The 20,010-nt window shown below is 42.6% G+C and carries 15 protein-coding genes and 8 tRNA genes; 9 read left to right on the top strand and 14 right to left on the bottom strand.

Annotation, left to right across the window (positions count from 1 at the left end; genetic code table 11):
* Positions 1-95 precede the first annotated feature (95 nt).
* From L2730_RS18180 to L2730_RS18170, 3 genes are all read right to left on the bottom strand, one after another.
* Positions 96-2,465, bottom strand: a complete 2,370-nt coding sequence (locus L2730_RS18180; protein ID WP_248975881.1) for a multiheme c-type cytochrome — start codon at positions 2,463-2,465, stop codon at positions 96-98.
* 709 nt (positions 2,466-3,174) lie between these two features.
* The gene (locus tag L2730_RS18175) at positions 3,175-3,954 is read right to left on the bottom strand and encodes a hypothetical protein (protein ID WP_248975880.1); all 780 of its coding nucleotides are present in this window, start codon (positions 3,952-3,954) and stop codon (positions 3,175-3,177) included.
* A gap of 347 nt (positions 3,955-4,301) precedes the next feature.
* Positions 4,302-4,802: a hypothetical protein gene (locus tag L2730_RS18170; protein WP_248975879.1), complete on the bottom strand. Its 501-nt coding sequence runs from the start codon at positions 4,800-4,802 to the stop codon at positions 4,302-4,304.
* Between the two features lie 444 nt (positions 4,803-5,246).
* Here L2730_RS18170 and L2730_RS18165 point away from each other — a divergent pair, with 444 nt between their 5' ends.
* On the top strand, positions 5,247-5,585 hold the full coding sequence (locus L2730_RS18165) for a cytosolic protein (RefSeq protein ID WP_248975878.1): 339 nt from the start codon (positions 5,247-5,249) through the stop codon (positions 5,583-5,585).
* A gap of 443 nt (positions 5,586-6,028) precedes the next feature.
* Here L2730_RS18165 and L2730_RS18160 read toward each other — a convergent pair.
* The 11 genes from L2730_RS18160 to L2730_RS18110 form a co-directional block, all read right to left on the bottom strand.
* Positions 6,029-6,103 (bottom strand) — tRNA-Gln (locus tag L2730_RS18160).
* 43 nt (positions 6,104-6,146) lie between these two features.
* Positions 6,147-6,231, bottom strand: a tRNA-Leu gene (locus L2730_RS18155).
* Positions 6,232-6,331: 100 nt separating this feature from the next.
* A tRNA-Gln gene (locus L2730_RS18150) sits at positions 6,332-6,406 on the bottom strand.
* Positions 6,407-6,455: 49 nt separating this feature from the next.
* A tRNA-Leu gene (locus L2730_RS18145) sits at positions 6,456-6,540 on the bottom strand.
* 266 nt (positions 6,541-6,806) lie between these two features.
* Positions 6,807-6,883: transfer RNA gene (locus tag L2730_RS18140), tRNA-Met, on the bottom strand.
* A 5-nt stretch (positions 6,884-6,888) separates the two neighbouring features.
* A tRNA-Gln gene (locus L2730_RS18135) sits at positions 6,889-6,963 on the bottom strand.
* 50 nt (positions 6,964-7,013) lie between these two features.
* A tRNA-Leu gene (locus tag L2730_RS18130) sits at positions 7,014-7,098 on the bottom strand.
* Between the two features lie 166 nt (positions 7,099-7,264).
* Positions 7,265-7,341, bottom strand: a tRNA-Met gene (locus L2730_RS18125).
* 362 nt (positions 7,342-7,703) lie between these two features.
* Positions 7,704-8,795 carry a redox-regulated ATPase YchF gene (gene ychF, locus L2730_RS18120; RefSeq protein ID WP_248975877.1) on the bottom strand — a complete coding sequence of 364 codons (1,092 nt, stop codon included), beginning with the start codon at positions 8,793-8,795 and terminating at the stop codon, positions 7,704-7,706.
* A gap of 51 nt (positions 8,796-8,846) precedes the next feature.
* A complete protein-coding gene (pth, locus tag L2730_RS18115) occupies positions 8,847-9,431 on the bottom strand; it encodes an aminoacyl-tRNA hydrolase (RefSeq protein ID WP_248975876.1) in 585 nt (194 codons plus the stop codon).
* Between the two features lie 225 nt (positions 9,432-9,656).
* Complete coding sequence (locus L2730_RS18110) at positions 9,657-10,796, bottom strand: FAD-dependent monooxygenase (protein ID WP_248975933.1); 1,140 nt, start codon at positions 10,794-10,796, stop codon at positions 9,657-9,659.
* A 354-nt stretch (positions 10,797-11,150) separates the two neighbouring features.
* On the opposite strand from L2730_RS18110, the gene L2730_RS18105 reads away from it, so the two are divergent.
* The 8 genes from L2730_RS18105 to L2730_RS18070 all read left to right on the top strand — a co-directional run bounded on the left by L2730_RS18105 (position 11,151) and on the right by L2730_RS18070 (position 19,801).
* Positions 11,151-11,465 carry a hypothetical protein gene (locus L2730_RS18105; RefSeq protein ID WP_248975875.1) on the top strand — a complete coding sequence of 105 codons (315 nt, stop codon included), beginning with the start codon at positions 11,151-11,153 and terminating at the stop codon, positions 11,463-11,465.
* Between the two features lie 95 nt (positions 11,466-11,560).
* Positions 11,561-12,988 carry a tRNA (N6-isopentenyl adenosine(37)-C2)-methylthiotransferase MiaB gene (gene miaB, locus L2730_RS18100; protein WP_248975874.1) on the top strand — a complete coding sequence of 476 codons (1,428 nt, stop codon included), beginning with the start codon at positions 11,561-11,563 and terminating at the stop codon, positions 12,986-12,988.
* Between the two features lie 162 nt (positions 12,989-13,150).
* On the top strand, positions 13,151-14,191 hold the full coding sequence (locus L2730_RS18095) for a PhoH family protein (protein ID WP_248975873.1): 1,041 nt from the start codon (positions 13,151-13,153) through the stop codon (positions 14,189-14,191).
* On the top strand, positions 14,184-14,654 hold the full coding sequence (gene ybeY / locus L2730_RS18090) for an rRNA maturation RNase YbeY (RefSeq protein ID WP_248975872.1): 471 nt from the start codon (positions 14,184-14,186) through the stop codon (positions 14,652-14,654). The genes L2730_RS18095 and ybeY overlap by 8 nt, the downstream gene beginning before the upstream one ends.
* A gap of 27 nt (positions 14,655-14,681) precedes the next feature.
* Entirely contained in the window at positions 14,682-15,557 is an 876-nt protein-coding gene (gene corC, locus L2730_RS18085) for a CNNM family magnesium/cobalt transport protein CorC (protein WP_248975871.1), read from the top strand.
* Between the two features lie 35 nt (positions 15,558-15,592).
* Positions 15,593-17,128 (top strand): apolipoprotein N-acyltransferase, encoded by a 1,536-nt coding sequence (gene lnt, locus L2730_RS18080; protein ID WP_248975870.1) that lies wholly within the window; start codon positions 15,593-15,595, stop codon positions 17,126-17,128.
* On the top strand, positions 17,125-17,616 hold the full coding sequence (locus L2730_RS18075) for a type II secretion system protein (protein ID WP_283105782.1): 492 nt from the start codon (positions 17,125-17,127) through the stop codon (positions 17,614-17,616). Before lnt ends, L2730_RS18075 begins: the two co-directional genes overlap by 4 nt.
* 319 nt (positions 17,617-17,935) lie before the next feature.
* Entirely contained in the window at positions 17,936-19,801 is a 1,866-nt protein-coding gene (locus tag L2730_RS18070) for a methyl-accepting chemotaxis protein (protein WP_248975869.1), read from the top strand.
* The last annotated feature ends 209 nt before the right edge of the window (positions 19,802-20,010 follow it).

Below are 20,010 nucleotides of genomic sequence, written 5' to 3'. Positions count from 1 at the left end.
AGAAAAAGAGTTGAGACTTTGTTAATAATTGTGACCCTGTTAAAAAAAGACCCTAGCAAAATGCTAGGGTCAAAATAATTGCAGGGGGATAAACTTTATTTGAGGTTATGAGATTCCTTTAGGTTGTTAAGATCATGACAAACTGCACATGACTCTTCGCCTGTATATTGGCCCATCTCTACGCCAAACTGAGCGCCATTTTGCTTCATATGACTGACCACATCTTTACGAACCTGACGGCGATCTTCACCCTCTTCAGCTGCTCGTTTTCCGTGACAGCTCAAACATACAGCTGCAGTTGGCGATACAAATGCATCAGCAACAGCGTCGACGGCATAACGTTTGTTACCGCTAGTGTCTTTGCCATTTGCAGGGTCAAGACCGTCATAGGTATCCATGTAATCAAGATCAAGCGCTAATGGCTTACGACCGACGAGGTACTTAGCGTCAAAGCTGTCTTCAACATGACATTTAGCACAGTTAGCCAAATCTGCTGAGTACTCAACATTACGCTTCCAACCTTCACCACTTTGGTTAGCACGGTTGTTGGCATGCATAGCATGGATCCATACTTTTTGATCCGGATGGCTCATCGTCAACTGCTCAATGTAATCCTCATCACCTTGCTTGGTTTGTGAATTACGAATGACCTGAGTTGGCATGTTGTTGGCATTATGACAAGCGACACACTCTTCACCAGCATTTGATGCAGTGGTCCAGTCTCGCTCTGCACGAGGCATCAGATCTTTCATCATCACCATTGGGTCTAAAGAGCCATCACCATCAGAATCAACCGAGCCAGAGGCACAGGTTGTACCGAAATAGGTGCTATCGTTTTTAACCACTGAGTGACAGCTACGACAGTTAAGCGTCATCTGTACAAAGCCGTCATCTGAGGTTGTCGTACCATGACAATCACCACAAAGTGCATTGGTCACAATCTGACGACGTGGACGCTCTTCTAGCATGCCCTCTTTATTGAAGAAGTGTTGCCAGTTATAGCCAGCAGCACCATTACTCCAATCGGTTTTGCCATCACAGTCTTGAATTGTTTCGCCATCTTTGTCGATACAGAACCAGATCCGCGGTGTCACCATGCCGTAGCTGTCGTTCAAATCACCATCGAAATCGTCTTCAAGATCAAACGGACCGATTTCAAAGGTCGTCTTACCATTTTCATAGTTAAGTACGATTGGCTCATCTACGTAGCCTGGGAAGTTCTCTTTGTTGGTGTGAACGCGTAAAACTTTACCGCGATCCATGCCCATATCTTGACCACCCCAGTTGATATAGAACTCGGCGTAGTACATGTACTTAACCAGATCTAACTGCTCATTGCGGGTGTTACCATTTTTGTCCAAAATATCAACGGTCAACTGTACATAACCAGTCTTATCAGTATCTAGATTGGCATCGATATTAGCTTTTGCTTCTGGCGCATCAACCATTTTTGCTTCGGTAACGGTCAAGTGCAGATTTTCACGGCGCTCGTTTTGCCCTTTGTAAGTAGACAAATGCACCATTTCAAGCGTATCTGACGTGTGACAATTGGCACATTGTGCATTGTCTTGATATGGCCAGTGACCAATACCTTCTTTAAAGTTTACGTCTGTATGACAAGTAATACAGGTTTCTTGCGTAGGAATGTTCTTCCAGTTTGCAAAATCAGTTGCTTGCTCGTTCTCTGCATGACAATTATCACAGCCACCAACTGGTGCAGGGATCACTCCGATATGAACTTCATGAGCCAGCATTGGGAACACTTTGCTGATATCACTCACTTTATTGTCTGCGTGACAAGCAACACAAGTTTCTACTTCAGTATATTTACCACCATGAATAGTAAAGTCATCATGACAGCTTACACAGTTCTGGTTATTGACCACATTCTTGCTGTAAAGCGGCTCTAAACCTTGTCCTCTAAAGTCATAATGCATATTCTCGTAGCTAAGCTCTGTTGCCCCAACAGCTTCGCCACCCGTTCTCATTACCAATCTTAATGTCTTTTCATCGGTGATGGCGAAAGCGCTCTCGGTAGTAACGTCTTTCTCAAAGCTATAAGTATAAGTACCATCTTGGTTATCAACCAAGCTGCCACACTTAGCGTACTTACTTGCCGGACATGCTTCAGAGCTCAATAGCTTCCAGTTACTCGCATCACCATCAGTGCCTTGCTCAAGGCCTGACAATATAAAGCCAAACTTCTCTAAGCCAACAACCGGTAGGTCTTTTTCATTAGTTACGGTAAAAGTAACATCGGATGTTGCCCCAACAGCAATAGTGTCAACAGCAACAGTCAAGGCCTTGGCATCGGTAGCAACCGGGATCCCAGGAGTGCCTGGCGTTCCAGGTGTACCCGGAGCACCATCTTTACCATTTGTGCCATTATCTCCTGAACAACCCGCTAAGGCCAACCCGATGAGGGTTGCTAGTGTTGCAACTTTCATATCGAATATTTTCATCATCAATTCCACTCACTTATATTCCGCCCTCTTTATTGGGGCAAGTGAAATTTATCTGCTTAGCGAGTGATTTAGTGTGATGACTTCGATTGCAATTTTGACAATGTTACCTCTTGAGAGGTATGCCACATAACTTCCGAATTAGGTAAACGATTGGTATCAAAAAGGCGCCAAAGATGTAACAAAGAAGCAGTGCAAACGTTAAAAACTGCAAATGTCATGTGATTGTTAGCACATTTTAAGCTGACAATAGTTAACAAAACCCTGATTTGTTACCAAACACTAGGATTTCACCCAACAATGAGGACTCGACAGCAAATCATTTAATTCCCTTTCGAGTGCTAAAATCGTTTTTGCATAAAGAGATGGTATAAATATGTCAGCATTTTACTGGCACATGGCAAGGCCAAAACGAGTTACTGCAAATAGTCTAAAGGGCTGTATTGTGGTTTGCGGAAAAGGGGAAGTAAATGCAATTCAACTGCCTTGAGCTTTCGCAAGTCGCCGTGAATATATCCCTATAGGCTCTACTAAATCATCCTTGATTTAGAAGCTTGCACAGCCCAATTCTGATGAATCACTAGCAAGGTTATTTTAACCGTTAACTCGTTTTTGGACACTAATCCGTTAGTGCTGTTGCTCTAAAACTCCAAGTTCACATTATCATTGCTAATGATTAGCTTAAGAAAGTAGGTTTATGTTCTATTATGGATCAAATGTTAGGATAATGGCTTTTTGCTCCTGTCCAGGAAAGAGCATCAAGTATTCTTTGAAGTATGCTCTGCAACATTTCCATAGAACGCGGTGATACATCAACTTCACCATAGTGCCCATCCGCCATAGTGTTACCGTACTTTGTTCCGTTTAGACAATTAAGCATTAAAGCGCCATTATCCGAATTTACCATATTATTATTAATTGGCTTGAGGTCTAATGGTTTAGGATTTCTTCCTGCACCTAATCCTCTACTTCTATCTTCCATATGTTGTGATGTATTCCTTACACCTCGAAGGTCAGGAAATGTGACTGAAATCTCATCATAAAAATCACTAATGCTCTCAGGTGATATTGGGTTATTCTTTAGGACTTTAGTGAATTTATCAAAAGAATCGAGAGCATAAAGAAAGGAGCGAGCATATATAAAAGACGTGTTATGTTCGAATTCTCTCGGTAACCTTCCTTTTGACCACTGCTCTCTTTTGAAAATCAATTCAGCTTCAAAATTAACATCTTCCCAATGCTCAGCGTCCAAACGTCCTAATTTAGATTCGATTTCACGGCGGATGTCAGCTTTTCTGATTGAGTCTTGATTCCACTGGCTGCTCCGCCCTGAACTTCTACTTTGAACCGAAGATAGAAACAAGTTCAGACATAAATTAGCTTCATAAAACTGAGATATAAGGCTTCTAACAATGGACTCGGCTTCAAATTTTTCATGTTGATTTTCATTGTCTAGCCACGTGCCAGGTTGAACAATTTCATAGATGTACATATGATCTTCCTTGATTTATAAGCCTTACTAATTCGCACTAAATTTTTGGTTAATAATATAAAATAACTAACCATAGCTAGCTGTGTAGAGTTTATTTAATGAATTATTAGTTATTCTTTTTATCATGCCTGTCTATGCATTACTATTTTAACGGCATAACGCCCAAAGCAGCGGTGCGAAGCATCCGCTCTTTTTTTAGCTATTTTTACTGTTCCCGCTTCCAGAATTTGGAGACTTTGGAGGCTTAACAGGCGGCATCGGGGTTTTAACTGTCATGTTAGGCAAGTTTCGGCCAGTATTGGGAGTAATTTTCCCGCGATTATTGTCCTGAGATGGCTTGTTGCTCATCATGCTTCTCCTAAGTAATTAACCGTAAAATATTCGTCTGCCGCTGTCTCTGCGATTTCTTTTAATTTTCGTTTCCGTGGAAGAACTAACCCATTCATACAGCTTCTTTCAGCACTTAAAACTCGCCCTTTGAGTCTCACTGTCTCATGATGGATCTCTTCTTCAGTGATACAGCCTTCAGCAACCTTATACCACCCAGTTTCCGCTTCTAAAAAAATTGCTTGTATTTGTGTATTTAAATCTGAGACTGCTTTCAATCGTTTTCTAAATGGGAGAAAAGGCTTAACCGCAGTTACTACTTGTGATGTGGCAATTATACAAGCCCAAATAAGTTGATATTCATTCCACATAGCCCAACCGGCAATACTTGCTGACGACGTAACTGCAAGAAAAATATTCACTGATTTATCAAACAGTTCATCACTTGCCGCATATGCGTGAAGGTAAGCTACCTGAGCCTTTAATTCCTTTAACAGATTCCAGTATCTAACTTGGTACAAGTTCAAAATCCTTATGCATAGCCAACGTCTTAGTATTTATGCGCTGCGCTATTTACCTCATTAGACCAGTAAAATCGCGCATTGTTAACTAGTTGTATTGCAGAGAACTTATCAGCTTTCTATCAAATACACCATCCGGAAAAATGCGCAAACAAATGAATTTAAAAACACTCAGAACCCGTTCAGCCTTAATACGACTGTATACTCCAGTTTCAAACAATCAGATAAAGCACTAAAAGCAGAGATTAAAGATGAGATTTTGTAGGGCAACTCATTTGTCAATTTGCAATTGAGCAAAGGTGTTCTAGCAAACTTTGGGGCAAAAACGTGTTTCAAGTTGGCCTAGTGAATGCCCGGAAATGACACAGAATGGCAACTAAATCTCTACTATGTTCCCCCCCTGATAGTGATAGAATCTCCACATCAAAATTACCGAGAAACTCTATGTTTATCCATAATGTTAACGGCATCGACTGGCTGGTGATTACAGCTTTTGAAGAACTGAAAACTATATTTGTCGAAGAAGCCGGCGCGATCCCCTTTTGCTTCTCTACCGCCAGCGAATTGAACCTGATTGATCAAGCCAAGCGCGCTTATGGATATTTACCTACACTCAGCGGCGTAATCACCGATACTGGCACATTCCAAAGTCAGGATAACGAAGAAGATTTGACCCCACAGCTTGCCTGCCTAGTTGAGGGACGTGGGCGGGTATTTATCTATCACGGCGGCTTTGTGGCTTTTGTGGATGACGAACAGACCTTTATTACACGAATGGACTGAAAATTATTTAGTAAGTTAAAATCGGCGAATTGGCATCCCCAGCAAGAATGCGGCATTTCCAAGTTAGAAACCAAGCCTTTCAGTCGAATGAGTTCACCAATGAGCAACTATAGAGACGGCTGAAGCCGTCGAAAACATGAATGTTTTCGTTGAGCCTATAGAGATGCACTTGCAACGATATCCATATCTAATAGCCAGCTCAGCACCCATGCTTCTCGTTCGTAACACAAAGCTTCGCTTTTCTCACCGTGCTTCAGCAGTGTCTGCGCATAAGTACGCTGCAGGCGATTTTTAACGATAAAATTGCAAGTTTAGGTTGGCGGCTTGAGTGGCACTAGCAGCATTGTTTGAGCAAAACCATGAACTGCTAACATATTATACCAAGCAGTATTCACAAACGCTGAACGGCAAAAAGCCCGTCATATAGACGGGCTTTCTGTTTATGGCTGGGATACCAGGATTTGAACCTGGGAATGCCGAGATCAAAACCCGGTGCCTTACCGCTTGGCGATATCCCAATTAACTCTTTATTGATATGAAAGCTATCAATATAAAATTCGATGGTACGGGAAGAGAGACTTGAACTCTCACACCTTACGGCACCAGAACCTAAATCTGGCGTGTCTACCAATTCCACCACTCCCGCATCGAACTTTACTGTAGGTTTCCCTACTTCATCATTATAACATCAAGTAATAAATTACTGCTGTTATGCTGACAAGGTCAATAAATTAACCTTTTAAAAATGGCTGGGATACCAGGATTTGAACCTGGGAATGCCGAGATCAAAACCCGGTGCCTTACCGCTTGGCGATATCCCAATTAATCTTTCTTGCTAATAACAAGCCGAAGCTCATTACTTTAAATAAATGGTACGGGAAGAGAGACTTGAACTCTCACACCTTACGGCACCAGAACCTAAATCTGGCGTGTCTACCAATTCCACCACTCCCGCACTGCATCAAGTTTACATCTTGATTAAGATGACTCGAGTTTACATCCTGAGAAAGATGGTAGCCATATTGCCGGGACTTGCGTACCGTTATTGCTACACACTCTATATTTTACATCTTGAGAAAGATGGTAGCCATATAGCCGGGACTCGCGTGCCGTTATTGCTACACACTCTATATTTTACATCTTGAGAAAGATGGTAGCCATATAGCCGGGACTTGCGTACCGTTATTGCTACACACTCTATATTTTACATCCTGAGAAAGATGGTAGCAATGGCGGGACTTGAACCTGCGACCCCAGCATTATGAGTGCTGTGCTCTAACCAGCTGAGCTACATTGCCAAAGATGGCTGGGATACCAGGATTTGAACCTGGGAATGCCGAGATCAAAACCCGGTGCCTTACCGCTTGGCGATATCCCAATTAATCTTTCTTGCTAATAACAAGCCTAAGCTCATTACTTTAAAATAAATGGTACGGGAAGAGAGACTTGAACTCTCACACCTTACGGCACCAGAACCTAAATCTGGCGTGTCTACCAATTCCACCACTCCCGCACAGCATCAAGTTTTACATCTAGATAAGATGATAATCAATTTTACATCTAGATTAAGATGATGCCAATCATATTTCTGATTTAATAAATCAACTAATCGGCTATTCTCTATTTTTCATCTAGAGGAGATGGTAGCCATATTGTCGGGACTTAACATCCAGAGAAGATGGTAGCAATGGCGGGACTTGAACCTGCGACCCCAGCATTATGAGTGCTGTGCTCTAACCAGCTGAGCTACATTGCCATCTACTTATCTGTCCCTCTTGCTGAGGAACGGGGCGTATTATGCTTATTCAGCGTATGCAGGTCAACTGCTTTTTTTCGCTAATTTAAACTAAACACACTGTTAGGCTATTACTTCGCCAAACTGGGCAACAGATGTGCAATATATGCTAATTTTAAATAATTCGACCACAAAAAAGCAGCTCAAACAGATACTCTATCGCTAAAAATGAAAAACTGAATGCTTAAAATTCAATCAAAGCCGAAGCTTAGCCACCAAAATGAACATACTGGCCTGCTATTAAATACAAATGCGGCGCCTGAGGGTAAGCCCAAGCGCCGCGTTTTTCGTTATCTTAGTGCGGCGATTGCGCCGCAATAAACTTATACGTTAAATAAGAAATGCATTACATCGCCATCTTTAACGATATAAGTTTTCCCTTCAACGCGCAGTTTACCCGCTTCCTTAGCGCCTGCTTCACCTTTATAAGTGATAAAGTCATCGTACGCCATCACTTGGGCACGAATAAAGCCACGTTCAAAGTCGGTGTGAATGACACCAGCGGCTTGTGGTGCGCTCGCGCCGATTCGAACCGTCCAAGCGCGCACTTCTTTAACGCCAGCAGTAAAGTATGTCTGTAGAGTCAGCAAGTCATAACCAGCACGAATAACACGATCAAGACCTGGCTCTTCTAAACCAAGATCGGCCATGAACTCTTCGCGGTCTTCCGCATCCATTTCTGCCAATTCAGACTCAATCGCGGCACATACTGCAACAACGACAGCGTTCTCTTCTGCGGCAATAGCGCGAACAGTATCTAAATGTGGGTTATTTTCAAATCCATCTTCAGATACGTTAGCAATGTACATAGTTGGCTTGATGGTTAAGAAATTCAAATAACCAACTGCAGCTAACTCTTCTTTTGTTAGCTCCATTGAACGCAGCATTTTTCCTTCGTCCAATACTGGACGCATCTTCTCAAGCACTGCGACTTCAAACTTAGCATCAGCGTCTCCGCCTTTAGCACGCTTAGCTTGACGAGTAATAGCACGCTCACATGAATCTAAATCAGCAAGTGCTAGCTCAGTATTGATAACTTCAATATCGCTAGCAGGTGATACTTTATTTGCTACGTGAACAATGTTGTCATCTTCAAAACAACGGACAACATGACCAATTGCGTCTGTTTCGCGAATATTAGCTAGGAACTTATTACCTAGACCTTCGCCTTTTGATGCACCAGCAACTAAGCCTGCAATATCAACAAATTCCATTGTTGTAGGCATGATGCGCTCAGGATTAACAATCTCAGCTAATGCATCCAGTCTTGAATCAGGTACAGGCACAACACCTGTGTTTGGCTCAATTGTACAGAACGGGAAGTTTGACGCTTCGATGCCTGCTTTAGTTAACGCGTTGAAAAGTGTTGATTTACCAACATTTGGCAGGCCTACGATGCCACATTTGAAACCCATATTGTTACCTTTATATCAATGAATAACTTAGAGCTAACCCCAAGTATTTGTTTATGCTTTAAAAGAATGCAACCTGTGCATCGCCTTTGCCATATCTTCGTTAAATAATATCTCTGTGGAGCGCACTGCTTCATCTATTGCGGCGTCCATTAATTCTTGATCCGTTGGCGATGCTTTGCTGAGTACGTAATTACTCACCTGATTTTTATCACCCGGATGGCCAATACCGATTCGTAAACGGTAGAAACCTTTGTCATTAGCTAGCTTGGCAATAATATCTTTCAGGCCATTATGGCCACCATGCCCACCGCCAAGCTTAAATTTAGCCACCCCAGGCGGCATATCTAACTCATCGTGGGCAACCAAAATCTCTTCCGGTGCAATCCGGAAAAAGTTTGCTAATGCGCCAACCGACTTACCACTTAAGTTCATAAAGGTCGTCGGGATCAATAAACGCACATCTTTGCCATGAAGTGTGGCTCTTGCCGTCATACCAAAGTACTTACTGTCTAATGTTAAAGACGCACCACACACTCTAGCGAGCTCTTCAACATACCAAGCCCCTGCGTTATGACGCGTTCGTTCATACTGTGCGCCGGGATTTGCTAACCCAACAATAAGTTTAATATTGCTCATAATACTCAGTCTGTGTTTACTTATTGATGTTTTGCCGCCATTAGCCACAAAATTAAAAACGCGGCATTTTAGCACTCAAAGTCCCTGCCAACAAATTATACGCAAAATTGGCCATTTCGTTATTGGGATATAGAGGCCAAACTAAGCATCTATTCATGCTTAAGAAACATTAAAAAAACGGAAAGCATCCTCGCTTTCCGTTTGCCAAATTCGCTTACTCGCGAATCAAAAACCCATTGCGTATTTCAGTACATACTTCTTAATTGGAGTATCTATATTTGCCAGTTTAAGTGCACTATTTCTCAACAGTTTTAATGGTAAAATGTCATTACTAAAGCTGGCATAAAACATATCCATAGCGGACATCATTAACTGGTTATCGCGGTAACGACACCCTTGATATTGCTTAAGAACCTCAGAGTTCCACCAGCCTGATTCATTTTGCAATTGAGACTCAATAGTTGTAATAAGTGCATCTACATCTTTAAAACCTAGGTTAACTCCCTGCCCCGCTAGCGGATTGATGGTGTGAGCAGCATCACCAAGGATCACTAGATTGTCACTGTAATAGCGCTGTGCGTGACGACGAGTGAGTTTAAAACTGGCTTTGTTTACCACCTTAAAATCACGATCTAATCGGGCAGGAAAATATTGGTCTATTTGCTTTTTCAAGGCGTTATTGTTCAATTGAGATAACTGTGCAATACGGTTGGCATCGTCGTACCAAACTAATGAGGCATTGTTACCCGGTAATGGTAATAAAGAGCGCGGGCCGTGAGGCGTAAACTGCTGCCAGGTAACATCTTGCTCATCGCAACTGGTTTCAATATTGATAAGCATTGCCGACTGCGCATAATCCCAGCCTGTAATACCAATATTCGCCCACTGCCTAACATAGGAGTTAGCGCCATCAGCTCCTATCAACAGTTTAGTTGAGAATACTTGTCCGTCCTCTAAAGAAACATCAATGGCATCACCATGATTGCGTTGCAGTTGATTGATTTTAACAGGGCAATAGAGGCTAATATTATCTAACTGCGCTATGCGATCCCATAACGAGAGCTGAATTAGGCGGTTTTCTACAATATGGCCAAGGTGTGAAGCACCTATTTGGTCACTATGAAATTGGGTAATGCAGCCATCTAGCTCCCATGTTTCAAGCCCTTTGTAAGCCACTTGACGCATAGTTTGCAAAAACTCTAATGCTCCCAAACGTGACAGTAGCTCTTCTGATGCGGCGCTTATAGCAGAGACTCTTAAGTCAAGTGGTTGCGAGCTTTCATAAGCTTTAGGGGCGAACGCTTCTACTACCGCAACAGTTAGCCCTAGCTGCGCTAAGCCAATCGCCGTCGCTGCTCCAACCATACCGCCACCAACGACAACGGCATCGTATTTATCTTTTTTGCTCTTTAGCTGTTCCACCGAACCCAACTCCCAAACGATCGCACCAGAGAATATATTGGCGCCAGTTTACACTCAAAACTCACGAGATTGACTATTAGCACCACAAAATTTGATCTAACGTGGTGCTTTCTCATTGCTAATATATGTCGTTTAATGTCTCCGCGCACTCTAACGTATTCAAATGTGTCTGAGAGCCAAATTACTAACAACTGGTTACATCCTGCTCAATCGAAGCTTCAAACCATATCATAGACTCAAGTAGTCAAATCTATTACCTACAAGTCAATTACCCACAACGGAATGAGTGAGAATGATATGAAAAAGTCAATTTACGCAGCACTAATCATTGCATCAATAAGCCCTTTTACAGCCTTAGCTGCAAATGACCAACAGGATATGGAGCATATGTCAGTCGTATATAGAGCACCACTTGAGTACGCTGCTTATCAATATACAGCAGAAGTACTCAGTAATTTTAACCTTCAATTACTTGCTGATATCTATATTCAAGCCCGCATGAGCAGCCTACAAATGGCCAAAGAACATAGCCTTATAAGTAATAAGCTCTCAATGGAACAACAGCATGATGAATCCTTAGCAAGTGCAGGGGTATTGACCTCAGCAGAATAAATTCACTCAAACATAGGCTAAATGCTAGCCAGCGGCTTGTATTAGCGTTAAAATATTGCGCTATTTTTTCGGTGCCTCTAGAGTGATACAAACTGATGAGTAAAAAACTCCATATTAAAACTTGGGGCTGTCAAATGAATGAGTATGACTCATCAAAGATGGCTGACCTTCTCGACGAATACGAAGGCTATGAGCTAACAGATGAAGCAGAAGAAGCGGATGTGCTGCTATTAAACACCTGCTCTATTCGCGAGAAAGCACAAGAGAAGGTTTTTCATCAGCTAGGGCGTTGGAAAACATTAAAAGATAAAAAGCCTGGGCTTATTATTGGCGTGGGTGGCTGTGTTGCTTCACAAGAAGGTAAAGCAATTAAAGAGCGTGCTCCGAGTGTGGATCTTATTTTTGGCCCACAAACGCTACACAGATTACCAGAAATGCTTGATCAGATTAAAGATGGCAAGAAAGCAGTTATTGACGTTAGCTTCCCAGAAATCGAAAAATTCGATCGCCTACCTGAGCCCCGTGCCGATGGTCCTAGCGCATACGTATCAATCATGGAAGGTTGCAGCAAGTACTGCTCTTTCTGCGTAGTGCCTTATACGCGCGGTGAAGAAGTTAGTCGTCCTTTAGATGACATCATTCTAGAGATTGCACAATTAGCCGACCAAGGCGTGCGTGAAGTTAACCTTCTAGGGCAGAACGTAAATGCCTACCGCGGTGCGACTCATGATGATGAGATCTGTACTTTCGCAGAACTACTTCGTTATGTTGCAGCAATCGATGGTATTGACCGTTTACGTTTCACCACCAGCCACCCGATTGAGTTCACTCAAGACATTATTGATGTCTACGAAGACACACCTGAGCTAGTGAGTTTCTTGCATCTGCCAGTTCAGTCTGGTTCTGACCTAATTTTAACGCAGATGAAACGTGGCCATATGGCAATTGAATACAAGTCAATTATTCGCCGTCTACGTAAAGCTCGCCCAGACATTCAGATTAGTTCTGATTTCATCATTGGTTTCCCTGGCGAGTCAAAGCAAGATTTTGCAGATACAATGAAGTTAATCGAAGATGTTCAATTTGATCACAGCTTTAGCTTTATCTATAGCGCACGCCCTGGTACGCCAGCAGCCGACCTTCCTGATGATGTGACATTAGAAGAGAAAAAAGAGCGCTTAGCTATCTTGCAAGATCGTATTACCCAGCAGGCGATGCGTTATAGCCGCCACATGGTGGGCACGGTTCAACGTATTTTAGTCGAAGGCCCGTCAGTTAAGAATCCAATGGAGCTACGTGGTCGTACTGAGAACAGCCGCGTTGTTAACTTTGAAGGTAAGCCTGAACACATTGGTGGTTTTGTTGATGTAGAGATTGTCGATGTTTACACCAACTCACTTCGCGGTGTATTTGTTCGCGCTGAAGATGAGATGGATTTACGTCGCGATCTACGCCCATCAGATATTGTAGCGAAATATAAGCTAGATGATGCTTTAGGTGTCACTCAGTTTACCCCGTCTTAATTGACTGAATAAAAGCGGGTAAATAGGCTTATAAGGCGGCATCTTAGATGCCGCTTTTTTCGTCTCTATAACCATTAAAAAATACCATTCGCATTTATTGATTTTCGCTCGTAAACTAGAGTGCTAGCGTACAATTTTATTCTTAATATTTGGAGTTATTTCTTGTCAAATAAGTTAACGACGCTCAACCTGTATTTAGAGCCCGCTGAAACACGTAGATTAGTCTCTCTTTGTGGTCCTTTTGATGACAATATTAAGCAATTAGAGCGCCGAATTGGTGTCGAGATAAGCTACTGTAACAATCACTTTCAGATTGTTGGTGCGCCGCAGAACTGTTTAACAGCCAATAACTTATTAAAAGAACTATATATAGAGACGCAGCCTGTTAGAGGCAGTACACCGGATCTAGAGCCTGACACCGTGCACCTTGCGATTCAAGAAGCCGTTGCATTGGACTTAGAAGCCCCTCGCGATGAGAAAGAACTCTATATAAAAACCAAGCGTGGAGTGATTAAGCCGCGTAACCCGAATCAGAGCGATTATGTTCGTAATATTGTCTCCCATGATATTACCTTTGGTATTGGTCCTGCGGGGACAGGTAAAACCTATTTAGCGGTCGCTGCTGCGGTTGATGCACTCGAGCGCCAAGAGGTTCGCCGAATTCTTTTAACGCGGCCAGCTGTTGAAGCCGGTGAAAAGCTTGGTTTTTTACCGGGAGATTTAAGCCAAAAAGTCGACCCCTATCTGCGTCCCCTCTATGATGCATTGTTTGAGATGATGGGGTTTGAGAAAGTTGAGCGCCTTATTGAGCGTAACGTAATTGAGGTCGCACCGCTCGCTTATATGCGCGGACGTACGTTAAACGATGCCTTTATTATTCTAGACGAGAGTCAGAACACAACGGTTGAGCAGATGAAGATGTTTCTAACGCGGATAGGTTTTAACTCTCGCGCAGTGATAACTGGCGACATCACTCAAATAGATCTGCCAAAACATCAAAAATCAGGGCTACGTCATTCAATCGAAGTATTAGGAGAGGTGAGTGAAATTAGCTTTAACTTCTTCCAAGCAAAAGATGTGGTTCGCCATCCAGTTGTAGCTCGAATTGTTGAAGCTTATGAAGCATTTGACTTAAAAAGTCAGACAAGCAAAGGCAACAAAGACAGCCAATATCAACTACAGGAAGTACCAAACCATGACTAATACTGCTACGAGTGTTGACCTCGATCTGCAAGTCGCAGTTGAAGGGTTTGAACTGCCATCAGCACAAGAGATGGAACTTTGGGTAAAAACAGCGCTCAGAGATAGCATGGACCAAGCGGAGTTGACGATACGTATTGTTGATGTGGCTGAAAGCCAACTGCTCAATAGTACCTATCGCGGTAAAGACAAACCCACTAATGTGTTGTCATTTCCGTTTGAAGCACCACCAGGCATAGAGCTATCACTGCTAGGCGACTTAGTCGTTTGTGCTGCGGTAGTAAAGCAAGAAGCAATTGATCAGAATAAACCCCTTAACGCACATTGGGCACACATGGTTGTACATGGTTGTCTCCATCTGCTAGGGTATGATCATATTGAAGATATCGAGGCTGAAGAGATGGAGTCATTAGAGACCCAACTGATTGAAAGCCTTGGTTATAACAATCCTTATCAGGAGCAATAATTGACTCAAATGAGTCGATAAAAAACTATGAGTGACGATATCCCCCCGAGTACCAGCGCCCAAAAGAAGGGCTGGTTGGACAAAGTAAGTCAGTTATTCCAGGGCGAACCCCAAAATCGCGAAGACTTGGTTGATGTAATTCATGATGCAGAGCAGCGTGAAGTGATCAGTGAAGATACGCGTGAAATGATTAAAGGTGTTTTAGAGGTTTCCGATCTTCGAGTGCGGGATATTATGATCCCACGCGCGCAAATCGTTGCACTTCAAATAGACAATACGGTAGAAGAGCTACTCTCTACTGTTATCGGCTCAGCACACTCCCGCTTTCCAGTAGTCAATGAAGATAAAGATCATATCGAGGGTATATTACTCGCCAAAGATCTACTTCAGTATGGCTTTAAGAACAGTGAAAAACCTTTTGAGCTTGGCCAAGTTATCCGCCCAGCTGTGGTTGTCCCAGAAAGTAAACGAGTCGATGTACTACTAAAAGAGTTCCGCTCTCAGCGTTATCATATGGCGATTGTTGTCGATGAGTACGGTGGTGTATCAGGTTTGGTAACCATTGAAGATATCCTCGAAGAGATTGTCGGTGATATTGAAGATGAGTTTGATCATGACTCTGCTGAAGAGACAGAAATCAAGCAAGTTGCAAAGCAAGTCTTTATGGTCAAAGCACTCACTCCGATTGATGACTTTAACGAAGCCTTCGCTACACAATTTAGTGATGAAGAGTTTGATACCGTCGGTGGCTTAGTTTCTCATGCCTTTGGCCATTTGCCAGAGCGTGATGAAAAGGTCACGATCGAAGGTATAGAATTTAAAGTCGTTAATGCAGATACTCGTAGACTGATACAACTACGTGTAAAATTTCCCGATAAAACTGTAAGCGAGACTATTGCCTAGCAATAATCCGTCTACAGCCCCCATGATGAGGCAGTATGCTGAATAACATTCGGGCAGCCGCCCATCATACCTATCTTAGATTGGTACTAGCCTTCGCGGCTGGTGCCATGACAGCCCTCGCTTTTGCCCCCTACTCCTACTGGCCGTTATATTTAATTGCCATGGCATTTGCGCTGCATCAAAGTGCGGGGTTATCAGCCAAACAAGGGATGCAATACTGGTTGAGCTTCGGCTTTGGCTGTTTTGCCATCGGCATTAGCTGGGTCCATGTCAGTATGGATACCTTTGGCGGCATGCCGCTTATAGCATCAATCGCTTTAATGGCTCTATTGGCGCTTTATCTGGCAATATATCCTGCGATTACTGGTTATCTGCTACAAAAATTAGCCCCAGCTACGAGCCTCAGCCGAAACTTAATGCTGTTCCCTGCGCTGTGGACACTCACCGAGTGGGCTAGAGGCTGGGTACTCACAGGCTTTCCTTGGTTATGGGCAGGTTACAGTCAAACTCAAGGCCCGTTAAAGCCTATCGCCTCAATGACAGGTACATTGAGCCTAAGCTTTGTCGTGGCTCTGTTAGCGGGAGCATTGGCGCTTGCTGCAGCTAAACGCTGGCGAAGTATATTTGTTATTGTGCCAGTTCTTGCCGTACTAACTTTTATCGCGCCACTAACCTCTACCGTTGAGTCTAAAGATGAAAACCTCAGCGTAGCACTAGTGCAAGGCAATATTCCCCAAAGTATGAAATGGGAGCCTGATGCACTTTGGCCAACCATGCTCAAATATATGGATCTCTCGAGACCTGAGTTTTCTGCTGATCTAATTGTTTGGCCAGAGGCTGCAATCCCAGCACCTGAGCATATGGTTAAGGATTTTCTTTATAATGCTAACCAAGCCGCCAACTTAAATAATAGTGCCATTATTACTGGCATCATTAGTCAACGTGGCAACCATTATTATAACTCTCTTATTGTTCTTGGTAATTACGGAGAGAAACAGCAAGAGCAAGCCGATTATTATGGCGAAGAGCATAACGAGTTTAAAAAACACCATCTACTCCCTATTGGCGAATTTGTACCATTTGAGTCTCTACTTAGACCTATTGCCCCCTTCTTTAATTTGCCGATGTCATCCTTTAATCGTGGTGACTATCAACAACAGAACTTAAATGCGGTTGGCCATCAGATCTCCCCCGCTATTTGCTATGAAATTGCTTTTCCTGAGCAACTAAGAGCCAACATGAATGACACAACCGATCTATTGCTGACCGTGTCAAATGATGCATGGTTTGGTACTTCTAATGGCCCTCTGCAACACATGGAAATAGCGCAGATGCGCTCAGTGGAACTTGGCAGACCGCTTGTGCGTGCCACCAATAATGGCGTTACAGCGGTAGTCGATGAACACGGTAACATTACCCACCAGCTGCCACAGTTTGAGGCTGGCGTACTTACTGCAGATATTGCGCTAGTAAAAGGCCACACATTGTTTACTTATATAGGGCAGTGGCCAATACTAATTTTAAGTTTTTTACTTGCAGCGATAGGTATAATTAGGAAGTTTAAGCCTTGAAATCAATTATATTGAAAAATGGATTTACGTTAATTGAATTAGTCGTTGTCATTATTATTCTCGGCATTTTAGCCGTGATTGCAGCGCCAAAATTTATAGGCTTATCCACTGAAGCAAAAACAGAAGCAGTTAATCAAATAGAGGCCAGTGTAAAAACGGCTAATCAGCTAGTCTATGCTAAGTCGCAAATGCCAGGTCTTGGAGTAAGGCCGCACAGTAGTCGAGATGATATTATTGATGTAGATATTGATGGTGATGGCAGCTTTGAGACTCGACTATTGTCAGGCTATTTAGATAACACCGATATTGAGAACTGGATTGAACTTGATGATGTATTTGTTATTGAAGAGCAAAGTGTAAACTACACCTACATAGGTTATGACGATAACCAAGATGGCAAAGTCAGAGATGATTTATGCTACTTCAGGTACCAACAAGCCACAGCCAACAGTGCCCCCCTTTATCTTACAGAGCATAGCGGCTGCTAACCTGTCGACTTGCGAATCGATACATCCATAGTCCTCGCCCCAACCACAGGGCTCAAACCGTACAGTTGAGCCAACATTCTTTACACAACAAGCCTTTTCTTTGAAGTTTTATTTCATACATCCCATTAATTCCACTACTAAAGTCACATTTGCAATACTTGTTTGCGACAATTCACTAAAGATTCCTTAATATCTAGCCGATAGTAACACTTGAAACACATATTAATAATTTGTAGTCATTCATAAGGAGATGTGTCGACTGCGTCGTTTTCGGTACTAACCATCAAAGGTATTAGTACCGTTAGTTTTGGGGATTAGCATGAAGTTTTTGCATAAAATAGTTATCAGCGCGAGTTTGATTTTAATCTTGTCTTTAGGTGGCTTATCGAGCTACCAATATTTTCAAGTTAAACAGCAGATAAATAATCAAGTCACACAAAGTGTGAATGAAATTACAGACTCAATGGCAAATAATATCGAAGCGGTTATGGCTGAAAAGTCAGATTTGATTCGTTTCGCAACAGCATTGTTTGAAGCCGATCTCTCAGATAAAAACTTTCAAAAAGTATTAGGGCAAGCTGTTATCAAGAAGCACTTTATCTTGGCCGGTATGGGGCTTGAATCTGGACATTACATCGGCAATGAACTTAGTTGGCAACCGCAAAATTATGATCCTCGTAAAAGAACCTGGTACCAAGAAGTTAAAACACAGGGCAAGCAACTATTCACAGCTCCATACGCCGATGCAAGCACTGGAGAGATCTTAGTCTCAGTTGCTGCGCCTCTGTTTAATAATAGCGAGTTTAAGGGAGCGGTGTTTGCAGATATAAGTCTTAAAGCGCTTGCAGACATTAGTAACAAAGCTAACTTATTCGGTGCTGGCGAAGCTTTTATTGTGGGTAATGATGGTAATTTTATAGCCTATTCTGATGCGAGTATGAATGGTCAGCCCATGAGCAGCGTATTTGGACGCCAATTAGATATAAATCAAAGCATCACCCACATAACAATAAATGATAAAGAGCATAGTGTTATTTTCACTCCCCTATCTGGTTTAGATTGGAGTTTAGGAGTGGTACTTGATGAAGACATTATTTACGCAGCGGCAAATCAACTCGGTGCTGATGCAATTTTCTACTCATTGTTAGCGTTAGTTTTAGCTACATTGTTGATGGTTGGATTTATTAAGCGTTTAATGAAACCATTAGAAATTCTTAACCAAGCAATGGAGGATGTTGCTTCAGGAGAAGGAGATTTGACCAGAAGGTTAAGTACTGATTCTGACTTAGAATTTGCCAGTTTAGCTAGCAGTTTTAATCGCTTTGTCATAAAGCTTCAAGGCTTGATCCAGCAAGTTAAAGTCATTGGCGGTGAGGTCGCGCTAGGAACTGAAATGACAGCAGAAGGAGCGCAAGCTGCATCGAGAGCTATGGAACGTCAAACTCAAGAAGTTGAGCAGCTCGCAACCGCTATGCATGAAATGTCAGTCACGGCTTCTGAAGTAGCCTCCAATGCTCAAACAGCGGCATTTGCGGTCCAACAAGCTGATACAGCCGTCAGTAACGGTGCAATGGCAGTGGATCAAACCACAAGCTCAATTGACCATCTGTCTGAACAAATAGCACAAGCTAGTGATGTGGTTAAAGAGCTAGAGGCTGATACAGTCAGTATAGAATCCATTCTTAGTGTTATTAATGAAATTGCCGGACAAACCAACTTATTAGCACTAAACGCTGCAATTGAAGCTGCTAGAGCGGGTGAATCAGGCAGAGGCTTTGCTGTTGTAGCAGACGAAGTTAGAAGTTTGGCGGCTCGCACCCAGGAGTCGACATCAGAGATTAAAGATAAAATAGAGAAGCTGCAGACAGGAGTTGCCGCTGTCGTTCATGTCATGGATGAGAGTCGTGGCACAACCAAGGAAACCGTAGAAAAAGCTTTAACGGCAAATGACACACTCAAAGACATCCGCCACAGCATTCAAGAGATCACAGATATGAACCTTCAAATTGCTAGCGCTGCGGAGGAACAGAGTCAAGTTGCTGAAGAGATGAATAAAAACACAGCTAACATTAAGGATCTTACAGTAGAAGTTGCAGAAAATGCTAGCCAAGCTGATTTGGCAATGGTGGCTCAAATGAAACAAGTAAAAGAGCAAGAAGCACTACTTAATCAGTTTATTGTTTAGCATTCTTGCTCATGAGAGCCATTAGTTACTTTTAAACATAAATACCCGCATGTTGCGGGTATTTTTAAAACCACTTGCTATAGGAGATACAAACATAGTTAAAACGAACACATTACAGTGCAATGAGAAAGCTAAAAATAATACATTTAGCCAACAGTCCAGCGAGGTTCATGACTAAAAAGACTAGCTTATCGATTTATCGGTCATTG

This window comes from Shewanella kaireitica (assembly GCF_023284045.1).
Taxonomy (GTDB): domain Bacteria; phylum Pseudomonadota; class Gammaproteobacteria; order Enterobacterales; family Shewanellaceae; genus Shewanella; species Shewanella kaireitica.
This window is presented reverse-complemented; position numbering and strand designations above follow the sequence as displayed.